Origin of the sequence: Bartonella sp. 1-1C (assembly GCF_002810325.1) — a bacterium.
Lineage (GTDB): Bacteria > Pseudomonadota > Alphaproteobacteria > Rhizobiales > Rhizobiaceae > Bartonella > Bartonella rochalimae.
Genome location: NZ_CP019489.1, coordinates 510561 through 525655 on the forward strand (window position 1 = coordinate 510561; position 15095 = coordinate 525655).

Consider the following 15095-nt stretch of genomic DNA (forward strand, 5'->3'; position numbering starts at 1 on the left):
TTTATTTGTTTGAGTATAAAATAAAGAATTATACAAAATGTTTTATGAAACTTTTCATTTTACATTTTATTTTAATATTGCGTCTTAATACTTATTTTACTATATTTCATATAGTGAGATGAGGGGGGGTATGTTGTTGTTTACTCCTTAAGGGTTAGATATGGAAAATGCTATAGAAAAGGATTGCTGGATGGTAGCAAGACGTGCTACGTTCATGTTTGTAGCTATTATTTTTTTTATTTACTTTACAATTTAATTTTAATGAAAAACGTGTACTCAAGATCCGCGTTTGATTTTGAGGTGGGCGGTGTTTTTATCTGTTTTTGAAATTTTTAAGATTGGCATTGGTCCTTCTAGTTCTCATACAATGGGTCCAATGCTAGCTGCTAATATGTTTTTGCAGGAGATTATTGCAAGGAATCTTTCTCAGCCATCTCATCGTAAGATTTCTCATATTCGAGTTTATCTTCATGGTTCATTAGCTTTTACAGGAATAGGTCATGCTACCGATAGAGCTGTTGTATTAGGGCTTTTAGGGGAAAAAGCATCTACTGTTGATCCTGATTGTATAGGGTTGCTTTTTGAACAAGTGAAACGCGAAAAAAAAGTATGGCCAGAAGGTCATCCTGTTTATCGCTTTGATTTAGAAAGTGATCTCATTTTTGAAAGAAAAAAGATTTTACCTGGACATGCTAATGGTCTCGCATTTGAAGGGCTTAATGCTGAGGGCAGTGTTCTTTTACGACAGATTTATTATTCTATTGGTGGTGGTTTTGTTGTAACTGAGAATGAATTAAATCGTGCAGATTATAACACAAAATTAAAAACATCACAGGTGCCATATCCCTTTGATTCGGCTGATAAAATGTTATCAATGGCTAAAGCTTCAGGTTTTTCAATTGCTGAAATGAAACGTATAAATGAAGAAACAAAAATGGACCGTGCTGCTTTTAATGCTGCACTTGATGAGATCTTTTGTGCTATGATAAATTGTATTGATAGGGGGCTTTTACAAGAAGGTGAATTACCAGGTGGATTACGTATCCAAAGACGAGCTAAAAGACTTCATGATAAGCTGTTGGAGGACCAGAAAAAAAATTGCAATAAACCACTTTTAGCAAATGATTGGCTTTCTGTATATGCTATGGCAGTAAATGAAGAGAATGCTGCAGGTGGTCGTATTGTTACAGCTCCGACAAATGGTGCAGCTGGTGTTGTATCTGCTGTTTTGCGCTATTATACAAAATTTCATGATGGTGCAGATAAAGAGGGAATTCATAATTTTTTATTAACAGCAGCAGCTATAGGTGGTATTATTAAGCATAATGCTTCTATCTCTGGTGCTGAGGTCGGCTGTCAGGGCGAAGTTGGAGCGGCGTCTGCTATGGCAGCAGCAGGGTTGACGGCTGCATTGGGTGGTTCGCCAGCGCAGATTGAAAATGCAGCTGAGATTGCTCTTGAGCATCATTTAGGTATGACGTGTGATCCAGTTTCTGGTCTTGTTCAGGTTCCTTGTATTGAACGTAATGCAATGGGTGCTGTTAAAGCTGTAACAGCTTCTTCTCTTGCTTTGCACGGGAATGGAAACCATTTTGTTTCTCTTGATACTTGTATTGAAACAATGCGTCAGACAGGGCATGATATGAGTGAACGTTATAAAGAAACAAGCAAGGGTGGTCTTGCGTTGAATGTTTTATCTTGTTAAGTCATTTAGTGTGTAAGAAAGGTATCAGCTTAGTAAAGAAATTCAATAATATCAGTAATATATGCTTTCTTGCATTAAGCAGTAATATACTATTAAGAAAGTTTTTAAGTTATTGAGCAGTAATACTAAATATTTTTTTCTGATAATGAAAAATACAATTGAGTTTTTTGGGTCTTAATAGACTAAGGAAATATAATATTTTTCTATTTTCAGCTTTTATTGTAAGGATAATATTATTTTAAAACTGACAAAAAAATGCCAAGTTCATTATAACTTGATAGATTTTAAAATAAGGATTATTCAAATTTATAAAACATTTTTCTAAAATTTAATTGTAAATTATTTATTTGTTGCTCCTAGGCGGAGTTTAATAGGTACATTACCAGTTTTACTTGCAACACGTAAGTGGATATGTACAGAAGGCATTGCTAAACGACGATTTCGAGTTGTTTGGCAAATGAGAAGGCTGACAAGAGAATGAGTGTTCAATGTAGTTGAGTTATGTTTTAGATTAGCTAGCTTTGTTGCAGCTTCGTGAAGTGATCGTAATGAAAGAAGAGATGGTTGTTTTAAAAGCTTTTCTTTTTCAGATGGGGTAGTAGCATTATGTGTCATAGCACTATCCTTAATGTGGAATCCAAAATTTTTAATAAGCTACAGTATAGCAGTTAAAATTTGCTTTCTTTAAAGCAGCACAAGTATTAAATGCAGCTTTTTTTGATGGAAAGCCAATAAATCGAGCGCGATAATAATGATGTCCATCTTTTTGAAAAGGTTGCATTTGCGGAGATGCATATCGTAGAGTAGAGTGGGCGGCACTTGTTGCTTTTGAAAGCATAATCTTAGCTTGCTTTTCACTAGGAAGAGAGCCGATTTGGACAGCCCATCCACTGTTTCTAGATAAAGAAGCAGAAATAACTGTATTCATTTTAACAGTTTTAGTTTTGTGAGGATTAGGAATTGGTATAATAACTTGGTTTATTGCGGCTACAGCTGTATTAGAATCGTTAGGCTGTTCTGTAAGTGCTGTTAAAAGACTAGAAATTTCATCATCAGAATTAATTAAATTGTTTTTTGTAAGAGGTATAGGTGTAGCAGATCCAATGGGTAATTTATAGCGGGCAGTAGCTACTAAATATTCATTAGTTTCTACAGGGCTTGCTTTTGGTAAATACTGCTTTAGTAAATTAGCCATATGAATGTTACGTGTATTAGATGATTTTCCTCCCATAACAACAGCAACAATAGAACGTCCATTGATACGCATTGATGTTGCTAAATTAGAGCCTGACATTTGCGTATAGCCTGTTTTGATTCCGTCAACACCTTTTATTGTTTTGATTAATGTATTATGGTTATTAATTGTTTTTCCCCGAAATTTAAAATGTGTTGTTTTAAATAGCTTGTATTGTTCCGGAAAGTGTCTGCGTAAGGCCAATGCTAAAGTAGCCATGTCCTGTGCTGTAGAATAATTACGTGTATCTGGGAGGCCTGAAGCATTGGCAAAATGGGTATTTTTCATACCAAGTTTGCGCGCTTTTATTGTCATCATTTGAGCAAATTTTTGTTCACTTCCACCAAGATATTCACCAATAGCAGTAGCTACATCATTTGCTGATTTCGTAATAAGAGCTTTAGTGGCGGCTTCTATAGAAATTGTTTGTCCTGCCTTAATACCAATTTTTGTTGGTGGACGTGTTGCTGCGTAATTAGAAATAGGAATAGGTGTATTTGGTGTTACACGACCGTTTTTTATAGCTTCAAAGATCATGTATACCGTCATCATTTTTGTTAAAGAAGCAGGATAACGCTTTAAAGTTGCATTGGCTTGAAATAATGTTTTTCCTGTATTTGCATCTATAACAATAGCTGCATATTTATCGGGATAAGCTTCTTTAGGAGTAGCTATTGCCCAAGAGCAAGAAATAACTAAAACAGTGAGAGCAATTCCTACTTTTTTATAGCAATGCACAATTTCTGGCCAGTTGATATACACTTAATAACATCCTATTTATGCTAAAATTTTTTATTAATATCCACATTTTTAGTTGATTTTATATAATTTAAACGAATGATATTACTAATTTATTTATAAACATCATTTTATGAGTCTTTATTCCCAATGTAATCTAATTATCAAAAATCTCACCGTTAGAGAGGGCTTTTATTCTATGTATAATTACATTACAATAATTGTAATTTAAATTCATAATTAATAGAAAACTATCCCAAATAAGAAGATTATAATGATGAAAAAGGCAAAAATTAGGGAATAAATAAGTTGTTGCTATTATACATTATATTATTCAAAATTTTAAAAGTTTAAATTAATTATATTTAAGGATCTTTTTATAAAGATCATTGACTAAAATTTTTAAACAGTCGCCTTATTAAATGAGGTTAAGAAGATTCATTCAAAATTATTTAATATTTTATTGTCGATAGTACATTATAGTCCATTAACAGACTAGGATAGTAAGAAAATTTGGTTATTGTATATTTTAATCATGCTAACTAATGCTGTAACTCAAATATATCACAATCAGGTCATTGAAGTTGTTAAAATGTATCGCAACAATGATAATATATAAACAACTAATCAGTTATCTATATTAGCTTAAGGCATAGTTGATGGATCGAGACGCCAATTTTAAAATAACTAATTTTATAATAGCTGGTGAAACGGTTGGTGAAATTTTATTTGATAAACTATGAAATAATAGTACAATCGGTATAATTTGGGATGGAGTAGAAGGGAAGCTGTTGCTAAAACTTCACCTTCTAGTGTGTCTATTTCTCTCAAAGTGGAAAAGTTGATAGTATTTCATTTGTTTCTGTCAAAGAGGTATATCAGAAGAATTTATAATCTAGGGGTACGTTAAAAGAGCTGCTCGGATTTTTTTTGCATTTTCTTCAAGTATTTCTGTGGGTGTTATTACATTAGTATGGGCATTGAGCTCTACTCCTTCCATACGCGGTATAATATGGAAATGAAGATGGTAAACTGTTTGTTTGCTTGCTGCTTCATTAAATTGCATAACGGTTACTCCATCGGCTTCAAAGGCTTTTTTTACTGCTTTGGTGATTTTTTGAACAGCTTTAATAACTGGAAATAATATTTCAGGATCTGCATCCAATAGATTTCTACAGTTTTTTCGAGGAATGACTAGCGTATGACCTTCCGCTTGAGGCATGATATCCATAAATGCAATAACATCTTTATTTTCATAGACTCTAATAGATGGAATTTCATTACGAATTAATTGAGCAAAAATATTATTATTATCATAAATTTGTTGCATGAAGCATTTCCTTTTATAGCATCCTTAATCCAGAAAGAGTGTTAATTACAATGTTTAGATCTTAAAGCAAAAGAAGAAATGTGAAACTTGGTATAATATGAATGAATTTTTTGTTTTTATCTAAGATATTAGATTTCTATAAAGAAGGGCTTCTATTTCTAATTTATCACAGGAAGAACAGCAACCCCAATAGCGGAGCAAGTATGTTTTCTAGGCTCATTACATAGGAGGTTTACAAGTAAATCAGAAGCTCCATTCGCAACGAGAGAGATATCAGTAAAGTTAGATTTACTGCAACAAAGACGCTGATTTTAAGTACTTTTTTATTTAAATTACCAAGGGCTATTTTTATTTATGCAGGGAATAAGCGCACACTTGTGCTGAGTTCTGAGCTTATTTGCTGTTGACAGTTGATCAACTTTTCCAATTGCTACTGGTTTTCATTAGTAAAAGGTAACTGACTAGAGATAAAAAGCCGATTACCATTTTGTGATACTATTACAGTTTGTAACAGGTTGTAATGCTTCAAGAATAATAGTGTTGAATTTTTCTAAATGATTTTCGATTGATTCGGTCATATTTTAGTCCCATGATTATTATATAAATCCTATTACATAGTTTTGATTTAATGAAAATGCTGTCGTTAATTAAGGTATAAGCTTTTCTTGTTTTTGATTATCTGATGGGTATGAGGTGAATTTGGAAGTTAAGAATGCTTAAGTTTTTGTTTATAATAGGTTTTCATATTATTTATTTATGTTCTGTAAGAGCTGAAGAAGCTACTTTTTTAGTTCCGCATCGAGTAGTTTATGATTTTCAGATGGATAATGCTTCTTGGGATCCGGTCATTATAGGAATGTCTGGGCGCATGGTTCATGAGATCAAGGGTTCTGCATGTCAGGGGTATACAACACATACTAGTCTTGTTGTTCGCGTTTATACGGAAGGTATGCCTGTTCGTTTAATGAGTCAGGAGGTAAAAACTTATACAACAGGTGATGGTCACAGATTCCACTTTGACATAAAAAAAATAATGGAACAAAATGTGGGAAAGAATACCGAAGGAATTGCTGAGATTACTAAAGATGGAACTTTAGTTAAATTAAAGAAACCAGGAGAAAACGTGTATAAGCTTGAGAAAGCTGATTTTCCAATTACAAGCCTGAAAAATATTATTCGACACGCAAAGGCTGGTCATCGTTTTTATAATACAACTTTATTTGATGGAGATAATGGTGGCGATAGAGTGATAAAAGAAAGTGTTGTTATTGGAGAAAAGAAGAAATCAGTATCTGATTCTGAGATAAAGGAATTGAAAAAATTAGATGAGAATGGCTATTGGCACGTTATAGTTTCTCATTTTGATGATACAAAAAACAAGGATGGTTTACCGATTTATCGTCAGAGTTTTCATTTATATGAGAATGGTGTAATGCGTCACTTGCTTATAGATTATGGGGATTTCTCAATACGTTTAAAATTGAAGAGTCTTCAATTTCTCGATGAGAAAAATGATCTGCATAACTGCAAACTTAATAACATTAAATAATGTGCAGAAAATAACTTGAAAAAAAATCAAATGTTATTATGGTAGCATTATCTCGCACGCGGATTTTTGGGTGTTTATGGAGTGATTCTAGAAAATATCCACCGGTAGTAGGCTTGCTTACTTTTTCCGCGGAGGTCAAACCGGAAAGGATAAAATTATGGCATTACCAGATTTTACTATGCGCCAGCTTTTAGAGGCGGGTGTGCATTTTGGTCACCAGACGCATCGCTGGAATCCAAAGATGGCTCCCTATATTTATGGTCAGCGTAATAATATTCATATTATTGATCTTTCTCAAACTGTTCCACTTTTACATCAAGCGCTTAAAGTTGTTTCAGATACAGTTGCACGTGGAGGGCGTGTTTTATTTGTTGGCACTAAACGGCAGGCATCTGATATTATTTCTGATGCGGCAAATCGCTCTGCACAATACTATGTTAATGCACGTTGGCTTGGTGGTATGCTAACAAATTGGAAAACAATTTCTAATTCGATCCATCGTTTACGAAAGCTGGATAAAACTCTTTCTTCTGGGGTGCAGGGTTTTACTAAAAAAGAGCGTTTAAATCTTGAACGTGATCGTGAAAAACTTAATCGTGCGCTTGGTGGTATTAAAGATATGGGATCTGTTCCAGATCTTATGTTTATCATTGATACGAATAAAGAGAATATTGCTATCCAAGAAGCGAAGCGTTTAGGTATTCCGGTTGTTGCTGTTATTGATACTAACTGTGATCCTGATAATATTGATTATCCAATTCCGGGTAATGATGATGCTTCGCGTGCAGTTACTTTCTATTGTGATCTTATTGCGCGTGCTGCTCTTGATGGTATTGCTCGTCAGCAAAGTACGATGGGAGTTGATTTAGGAGCTCAAGTTGATGCGCCTATGGAGCCTGTTTTAGATGTGCCTGTGGAGCCTGTTTTAGAAGATTCGGCTACTGTTACTGAAGAATAATTTGAAAACTTCTGTTAAAGCACTTTTTTTATAGAAAAGGTTTTGAGTGTGCGTTGGATTTCTCTGTACGCGCTTTCATTATTATAAAGTTAAAGAGGAAAATATGAGTATTACCGCTGCACAAGTAAAAGAACTTCGAGAATTATCAGGCGCTGGTATGATGGATTGTAAAGCAGCTTTAGCAGAAAGCAATGGTGATATGGAGGCTGCAGTTGATTGGCTTCGTAAAAAAGGAATAGCCAAAGCAGACAAAAAGGCTAGCCGTACAGCAGCTGAGGGGTTGATTGGCGTTTTATCAAAAGGTTTCAGTGCTGTTTTGGTTGAAGTTAATTCTGAAACAGATTTTGTTGCTCGTAACGATGCATTTCAGGAAATAGTTCGCAATGTGGCAATTGCTGCTTTAGATACGAAAGGAGATGCTGAGTCTGTTTCTGTATCTATTTATCCAGGCTCTAAAGAAACTGTAGAGACAGTTATTAAAGATGCAGTTGGTACAATTGGCGAGAATATGACATTTCGTCGTTCAGCTAAATTATCTGTTACTGATGGTGTTGTTGCTTCCTATATGCATAATGCTGTTGCCGATGGTCTTGGTAAACTTGGTGTTTTAGTTGCTGTTGAGACTTCTGGGAATAAAGAAGCTGCTGCTGCTTTTGGTCGTCAAGTTGCTATGCATATTGCTGCAACTAACCCGTTAGCGTTAACAGCGCAAGATATTGATGCTGGTGCTATTGAACGGGAAAAATCGATTTTTTCAGATCAAGCACGTCAATCTGGAAAACCTGAAAATATCATTGAAAAGATGGTGGAAGGGCGCATGCGCAAATTTTATGAGGAAGTGGTTTTGCTTTCTCAAGCTTTTGTTATGAATCCTGATATTACTGTTGAAGCTGCTTTGAAAAATGCAGAGCAATCCATTGGTGCACCAGCGAAAATCACAGGTTTTATCCGTTTTGCTTTGGGTGAGGGTATAGAGAAAGAAGAGTCTGATTTTGCTGCAGAAGTTGCAGCTGTAGTTAAGAGCTAGTTATTTTCCGAATTATTTGTTAGAAACATCAAATTATAGCACAATAAATATTAAAAATTGTAATTATTTCAGGGGTATTACGTGACAAGGTGGTGCCCTTAGTGTATCGAAGACAAAAAGTACAAATACTTTTTGGGAGATTATAATGACATTAGCTCTTCGATATAAACGTGTCTTATTGAAAGTGTCTGGTGAAGCACTTATGGGAGGACAAAGTTTTGGCATTGATGTTTCAGTTGTAGATCGTATTGCTACTGATATTGCTGAAGTCCGAGCAATGGGCGTAGAGGTTGCTATTGTTATAGGTGGAGGTAATATTTTCCGTGGCGTTGCTGTTGCTTCACGTGGTGTGGATCGTGTAACTGGCGATCATATGGGAATGCTTGCAACTGCTATTAATTCTCTGTCATTACGGACATCATTGACGAAATTAAAGATTGAATCAGTTGTTTTATCGGCAATTGCTATGCCGCAAATTTGCGAAAGTTTTTCGCAGCGCAAAGCAATAAGCTATATGAATCAAGGAAAAGTTGTTATTTTTGCTGGTGGTACAGGTAATCCATTTTTTACCACTGATTCTGCAGCTACTTTACGTGCAGCAGAAATAGGTGCAGATGTGTTGTTGAAAGGAACACAAGTGGATGGCATTTATTCTGCAGACCCTAAAATAGATCCCATGGCTAAGCGTTTTGATCAATTAACGCATATTGAGATTTTACAAGGGGGGTTATCTGTTATGGATACAACAGCTGTGACTTTAGCACGTGAAAATAATTTACCTATTATTGTATATTCTATTCATGAAAAGGGTGGCTTGGCTAAGGTGTTGAATGGAGAGGGACAGTTTACGATAGTATCAGAATGAAAGTAATTTTCAGGATACAATGAAAAGGGAAATATAAATATGGATATAACACTAATTATGGATGATCTGAAACGTCGCATGGAAGGTGCTATTTCATCTTTTAAACATGAATTAGGTAGTTTGCGGACTGGGCGAGCATCGGCTAGTTTATTGGAACATTTGACAGTTGAGGCTTATGGCTCTGTTGTTCCAATAAATCAAGTTGCCAATGTTTCTGTTCCGGAATCGCGAATGCTGTCAGTCTCTGTATGGGATAAAACGATGGTTGGTGCTGTTGAGCGTGCTATTCGTGATTCTGGTCTTGGTTTAAATCCTATTACTGATGGTGTGAATTTGCGTATTCCTTTACCTGAGTTAAATGAAGAGCGTCGAAAGGAATTAGTAAAAATTGCATATCAATATACAGAGCAAGCTCGTATTGCTGCTCGCCATGTTCGTCGTGATGGTATGGATAATTTAAAGAAGTTAGAAAAGGAAGGAAAAATTGGACAAGATGAAGCACGTAGTTTGTCTGAGAAAGTTCAAAAGCTTACCGATACAACCATAGCTGAGATTGATAAAATTTTGGTTTTGAAAGAAACTGAAATTATGCAGGTTTAGATTTCTATCATTGGACAAGGATATCATATTTTTATTATCTGCCATTTGCTATATATAGATTAAGAGAATGGTAAGAATGTATTATTTCGCAATTTTTTTTGATAATCTTTTAATTCTTCAGTAAATGATTTACGATTGTGATAATAAAATATCTTATGTGAACAGAATATAGATATCAAGTTTAATTATTTGCGTGGATTTTTCATGAGTAATGAGCAGAAGTTTTCTAATCTTAAAAACTAGGTAACATATTTTAACTCTCTTTTCTTTTTGTTTTTATTTTAATAGATAAAATTTTAAAGCAATTATAGATGATGGTTAGTTTTGTAAGTGTTATTTTTTATCAAATTTTACTATCATTATTAGTAAATCTTAGAAAACTACGGATATAAAATATTGCATAGAAAATTTTAGATATTATCTCTTCACTTGATTCTTCTTTTTTATCGTTTGGAGATTGTTTTGTCTAATCTTATGTCTCGCATTCTGACAGCCATTATTTTGGGTGCTATTACTTTGTATCTAACGTGGTGTGGTGGAACTTTGTTTTTTTTGTTTACGTGGGGAATTGGTGGTTTTATTCTTTATGAGTGGATTGATATCACTGAAGAGAAATGGGGCCTCTTACAAAAAATATTAGCTAGTGTTTTTTATTTTGTTTGTGGTTTCTTGTTGATTTTTAATACATCTGCTTCATTAGTGTTCAGTGTTTTAATGATTCTAGCAGTATTGTTAGCTCTCCTGTCTATTAGGAATGCTGGTTGGATTTTTGGAGGATTTATATACTCATCTTTTCCAGTAGTGGCTTTGTCTTGTTTACGAGGCTATGATTTATTGGGTTTTTGGAGAGTGATTTTTTTATTTGCAGTAGTGTGGAGTACAGATATCGCTGCGTATTTCGGTGGTCGTGTATTTGGTGGCCCGAAGTTAGCACCACGATTTTCTCCTAACAAAACATGGTCAGGGGCAATCGTTGGAACGCTTGCTGGGCTTTCTAGTGGCATAGTAGTTGTGATTTATGTTTTTGGTATCAGTGCAGTGAATTATTTTATATTCTTCCTTGCTTTAATATTATCCATTATTTCACAAATAGGTGATTTAGGGCAATCATGGCTAAAAAGGCGATTCTCTGTTAAAGATTCTGGTTTTTTATTACCTGGACATGGAGGATTTATGGATCGTATGGACGGGTTGGTGGGTGCTACTTCTCTTTTTTATATAATTGGCTCGTTTATGTTTGATATGAATACTCCTTTAATCTTTTTTATGTGATTTTATTGGAAAATGATACTTTGGAATTTTAAAGTCATATACTTAATGTGAGTGATCTCTTTTTAAGAGGTTTAAATGTTATTTTTACCATTTTAATTATCGTTTTTGTACATGAGATGGGACATTATCTTATTGGAAGATGGTGTGGTATTCAGGTGTCTGTTTTTTCGATTGGATTTGGACCAGAATTGCTGAGTTATACAGATAAGAGAGGTACACGGTAGTGTTTAGGGCTTTTTTTATTAGGAGGATATGTAAAATTCATTGAAGATAATAATGGATTAATATCATCGTCCAAATTATCTTCATTTACACTTGGTTCATTTATGGGTGCTCATGTTTGGAAAAGAGCAATGACTGTTTTTTCTGCTCCCTTATTCAATGTTTTTTTTACTATTGTTATTTTAATATTTTTTTCTTTTTTTATGGACGTGTAGTTGTTGAACCGGTTGTTGGTTATCTAGAAAAGGACTCTCCGGCTATTTAAGCTGGTTTAATACTAGGCGATCGTTTTGTTGAAATGGATGGTAAACAGATTGAAAGTTTTGGAGATTTAGTAGTTTATGTAACCTTACATGGTGGAGATCTTATAGAATTTAAAATAGAGTGTGTGGGGCAAGTTTTAACGGTAGTAATTACACCTACAGTAATCAAGCGGGCTGATGAATTTGGCAATCAGGTTTGGGTCGGTATGATTGGTGTGAGAGCTCCTATTGTTCTTGATAATCATGAGCGTTTAGATCCAGTTTATAAGAAACATATTCATTATAATTGGATGGAATCAAGAACAGAGTCATTAAGGCGTATAACATTGATTATTATCCAAATAATTTCTTTTTTTAGTCGTTTAATCGATGAATAAAAAGATCATTGCCAATTAAGCGGCCCTTCTAAAACTGTTCAGATTGCTTGGAAAATTAGTGAAACAGGTTTTTCATCTATGTTGCATTTTACAGCTTTTTTTTCAATTTGTATTGGGCTTATTAATCTTTTTCCTATTCCACCGCTTGATGGTGGACATTTATTGTTTTATATTGCTGAATCTATGATTGGTAAGCCAGTTCCAGCTAAAATTCAGGAAATTGTTTTTCGCATAGGTTTTTTTATTATCATCGTATTTATGATTTTTGCGCTATTTAATGATTATTTTTGTTGATTTGGCTATTAGTTATGGAGAGTATTGTATAAATTGAGGAATAATTGAAGATTAGCAGATTGTTTACTATATTCGCAAGATATTGTGGCATAGTAAGCTAGGGGTGGTAATTTAAATGCATAAATAGTTCCTAATAAGAAGTTACTGTAACTTAACTTATAGGGATATGTGTCTAAGAATAAAGAGAGTATTAAGGTGAAAAGGCTAATGACTGCGAATTCGAGATTTTTAAACGCAACATCTGCATTGGTGCTAGCTATAGTTGCAGTTGTTCCAGCAGCAGCTGTTATGTCAATTGCAATGGTTGAGAAAACACAAGCATCAATTGTTCATTCTATTGAAGTTCGTGGTAACAAGTATGTAGCTGCTCAGACTATTAGAGATAATATGAGAATTAAAGCTGGAAGAAATTTTTCTGAAGGCGATATTGATGCTGAAGTAAAACATCTTTTTGAGCTAGGATTATTTTATGATATCAAAATAAATCAAATAGGCAATAAGCTTATTGTAGCTGTTAAAGAGTATGAGGTTGTTAATCAGATACTCTTTCAAGGGAATAAAACATTTAAAGATCCTGATCTTAAACGTTTCATTACTCTGAAACAAAATGAAACTTTCAGTTCCGATAAGCTTTCAGCTGATATAAAAGTGATTCGTGAAGCGTATAAGACTGCTGGTCGCAACAATGTTTCTGTTACAGTTCAAACTATTAATTTGGGCAAAGGACGTGTGAATGTGGTTTTCAATATCGTTGAAGGCCAGAGGACAAAAATTGCCGATATTACGTTTCAAGGGAATAACACATTTGGAGTGCGTCGTTTGCGTGATGTGATTTTAACGAAGCCTTCAGGAATATTTTCGTTATTGTTGAAGGGTGACGTTTATACAGAGGATCGTCTAGCTGCAGATGAAGAGGCCCTTCGCCGTTTTTATTATAATCGTGGTTATGCTGATTTTCGCGTTATTTCATCTAAGGCAGTTTATGATGAAAAAAATAATGCCTATAAAATTCATTTTATTCTTGATGAAGGGGCATGCTATAAAATTGGTGATATTCAGATTGAAAGTGATATTGCTGGAGTTGATACTCAGTCTCTGAAAAAGATTATTAAAACTCGTACAGGTGATGTTTATAATGCGGAACATGTTGAGCAGTCTGTAGCAATTATTAATAATAAAGTTGCTGACTCTGGATATGCTTTTGCTAAAGTTGATCCAAGAAGAAACCGTAATTTTAAGAATAATACAATTTCAATTGTGTATAACATTGAGCAAGGTCCTCGAGCGTATGTCCAACGAATTGAGATACGTGGTAATGAAAAGACTCGTGATTATGTTATTCGGCGTGAACTTGATTTAAATGAAGGCGATGCTTACAATCAAACAATGGTGCAGCGTGCAAAACGTCGACTAGAATCTCTAGGTTTTTTTAAAGCAGTTAATATTTCAATGGTTACGACCGATCAACCTGATCAGGTTACATTGGTTATAGATGTAGTAGAAGTTCCAACAGGAGATCTTTCTTTCTCTGGAGGGTATACGACAGGTGGTACGAGTCCAGGTATGTCACTTGAAGTATCTGTCACTGAGCGTAACCTTGGAGGGCGTGGTCAATATGTGCGTTTGGGGTTAGGGGCTGGTCAAGAAAAATCTCGTAATTATAATTTATCGTTTGTTGATCCTCATTTCTTAGGTTACCGTTCATCTGCGGGTCTTGATATTTTTCGCAGTACTTATCGCGCTGATAAAGCATATGATGTAAGGCAAACAGGTGGCTCGCTTCGATTTGGGTTACCAATTAATGATAAAGTATCTGCTAATTTAGCTTATTCTTATGTACAAGAAGAATATGATTTTGGTGCACAATATGATTTAACTGATGATCAAGTCGTAAAAGAATTGTACGGAAAATATTCTGGTGCAATCGTTCAAGCTGCTAAGCATAGCCCTTGGCATCGCTCGTCTATTAGTTATGGTTTAACTTATAATTCCATCGATGATATGAAAAATCCCCATGATGGTATATATGCTCGTCTTCTTCAGGAATATGCAGGGCTTGGTGGAGATGCACAGTTCTTGAAGACAACTGGTAAAGCAATGATGTACAAGACACTCTCTGATCGAATGGATATGGTCAGTTTATTTTCTGTTGGAGCGGGTTATATATATGGAATAGGAGATGATGGTCTTCGTATTTTTGATATGTTTAAAAGCAACAATGATATGATTCGAGGCTTTAAATATAACGGAATAGGGCCGCGTCAGGTTTCTCAGTTGGGTGAAGTGTATTTCTTAGGTGGTACAACATATATGAATGGAACTGCTGAAGTGCAATTTCCTATACCTATTGTTCCTGATAGTTTAGGATTCCGTGGTGCTGTATTTTTGGATGCTGCGACACTTTATGGTAATAATTATAAGCCTGTTTTGAAAGATGAAACGCCAGTTACAAATTCTCATAGTTCATGGCGAACATCTGCGGGTGTTAGTTTAATGTGGGAATCTCCATTTGGTCCGCTGCGTTTTGATTATGCTTGGCCATTAACTAAGCAAGAAGGCGATAATGTACAAAGTCTGAACTTTGGTATTTCTACAAAGTTTTAATTTGGATTTTCTCTAGGAGAGCAAATTTTAAGGGAAATTACATTAGACTGGGAGAGA

11 protein-coding genes and 1 pseudogene are annotated in these 15095 nt (G+C 34.7%); 9 read left to right on the forward strand and 3 right to left on the reverse strand.

Annotation, left to right across the window (positions count from 1 at the left end):
• The first annotated feature begins 307 nt into the window (after positions 1-307).
• The gene (locus B11cv2_RS02345; protein ID WP_100693149.1) at positions 308-1705 is read left to right on the forward strand and encodes an L-serine ammonia-lyase; all 1398 of its coding nucleotides are present in this window, start codon (positions 308-310) and stop codon (positions 1703-1705) included.
• Positions 1706-2044: 339 nt separating this feature from the next.
• Here B11cv2_RS02345 and B11cv2_RS02350 read toward each other — a convergent pair whose 3' ends face one another.
• The 3 genes from B11cv2_RS02350 to B11cv2_RS02360 form a co-directional block, all read right to left on the reverse strand.
• Positions 2045-2320, reverse strand: a complete 276-nt coding sequence (locus tag B11cv2_RS02350) for a hypothetical protein (RefSeq protein ID WP_100693150.1) — start codon at positions 2318-2320, stop codon at positions 2045-2047.
• 31 nt (positions 2321-2351) lie between these two features.
• Positions 2352-3701 (reverse strand): D-alanyl-D-alanine carboxypeptidase, encoded by a 1350-nt coding sequence (locus B11cv2_RS02355; protein ID WP_100693151.1) that lies wholly within the window; start codon positions 3699-3701, stop codon positions 2352-2354.
• An 871-nt stretch (positions 3702-4572) separates the two neighbouring features.
• A complete protein-coding gene (locus B11cv2_RS02360; protein WP_100693152.1) occupies positions 4573-5007 on the reverse strand; it encodes an HIT family protein in 435 nt (144 codons plus the stop codon).
• A gap of 712 nt (positions 5008-5719) precedes the next feature.
• Between B11cv2_RS02360 and B11cv2_RS02370 the strand changes: the two genes are divergently transcribed.
• From B11cv2_RS02370 to bamA, 8 genes and pseudogenes are all read left to right on the forward strand, one after another.
• Positions 5720-6556 carry an EipB family protein gene (locus B11cv2_RS02370; protein ID WP_100693153.1) on the forward strand — a complete coding sequence of 279 codons (837 nt, stop codon included), beginning with the start codon at positions 5720-5722 and terminating at the stop codon, positions 6554-6556.
• A 157-nt stretch (positions 6557-6713) separates the two neighbouring features.
• The gene (gene rpsB, locus B11cv2_RS02375) at positions 6714-7514 is read left to right on the forward strand and encodes a 30S ribosomal protein S2 (protein ID WP_035005998.1); all 801 of its coding nucleotides are present in this window, start codon (positions 6714-6716) and stop codon (positions 7512-7514) included.
• A 103-nt stretch (positions 7515-7617) separates the two neighbouring features.
• Positions 7618-8541 (forward strand): translation elongation factor Ts, encoded by a 924-nt coding sequence (tsf, locus tag B11cv2_RS02380; RefSeq protein ID WP_100693154.1) that lies wholly within the window; start codon positions 7618-7620, stop codon positions 8539-8541.
• A gap of 145 nt (positions 8542-8686) precedes the next feature.
• On the forward strand, positions 8687-9406 hold the full coding sequence (pyrH, locus tag B11cv2_RS02385; protein WP_100693155.1) for a UMP kinase: 720 nt from the start codon (positions 8687-8689) through the stop codon (positions 9404-9406).
• Positions 9407-9445: 39 nt separating this feature from the next.
• On the forward strand, positions 9446-10006 hold the full coding sequence (gene frr / locus B11cv2_RS02390; protein WP_100693156.1) for a ribosome recycling factor: 561 nt from the start codon (positions 9446-9448) through the stop codon (positions 10004-10006).
• Positions 10007-10468: 462 nt separating this feature from the next.
• Complete coding sequence (locus B11cv2_RS02395) at positions 10469-11278, forward strand: phosphatidate cytidylyltransferase (RefSeq protein ID WP_100693934.1); 810 nt, start codon at positions 10469-10471, stop codon at positions 11276-11278.
• Between the two features lie 38 nt (positions 11279-11316).
• Positions 11317-12434, forward strand: a pseudogene (locus B11cv2_RS02400) (RIP metalloprotease).
• A gap of 207 nt (positions 12435-12641) precedes the next feature.
• Positions 12642-15038, forward strand: coding sequence for an outer membrane protein assembly factor BamA (gene bamA, locus B11cv2_RS02405; RefSeq protein WP_100693157.1), 2397 nt, complete (start codon positions 12642-12644; stop codon positions 15036-15038).
• Positions 15039-15095: the final 57 nt, after the last annotated feature.

Bases quoted from the DNA above. Each gene is read 5' to 3' on its own strand.
- frr (WP_100693156.1), top strand. From the start codon at position 9,446: ATGGATATAACACTAATTATGGATGATCTGAAACGTCGCATGGAAGGT.
- B11cv2_RS02370 (WP_100693153.1), top strand. From the start codon at position 5,720: ATGCTTAAGTTTTTGTTTATAATAGGTTTTCATATTATTTATTTATGT.
- bamA (WP_100693157.1), top strand. From the start codon at position 12,642: ATGACTGCGAATTCGAGATTTTTAAACGCAACATCTGCATTGGTGCTA.
- tsf (WP_100693154.1), top strand. From the start codon at position 7,618: ATGAGTATTACCGCTGCACAAGTAAAAGAACTTCGAGAATTATCAGGC.
- B11cv2_RS02360 (WP_100693152.1), bottom strand. From the start codon at position 5,007: ATGCAACAAATTTATGATAATAATAATATTTTTGCTCAATTAATTCGT.
- rpsB (WP_035005998.1), top strand. From the start codon at position 6,714: ATGGCATTACCAGATTTTACTATGCGCCAGCTTTTAGAGGCGGGTGTG.
- pyrH (WP_100693155.1), top strand. From the start codon at position 8,687: ATGACATTAGCTCTTCGATATAAACGTGTCTTATTGAAAGTGTCTGGT.
- B11cv2_RS02350 (WP_100693150.1), bottom strand. From the start codon at position 2,320: ATGACACATAATGCTACTACCCCATCTGAAAAAGAAAAGCTTTTAAAA.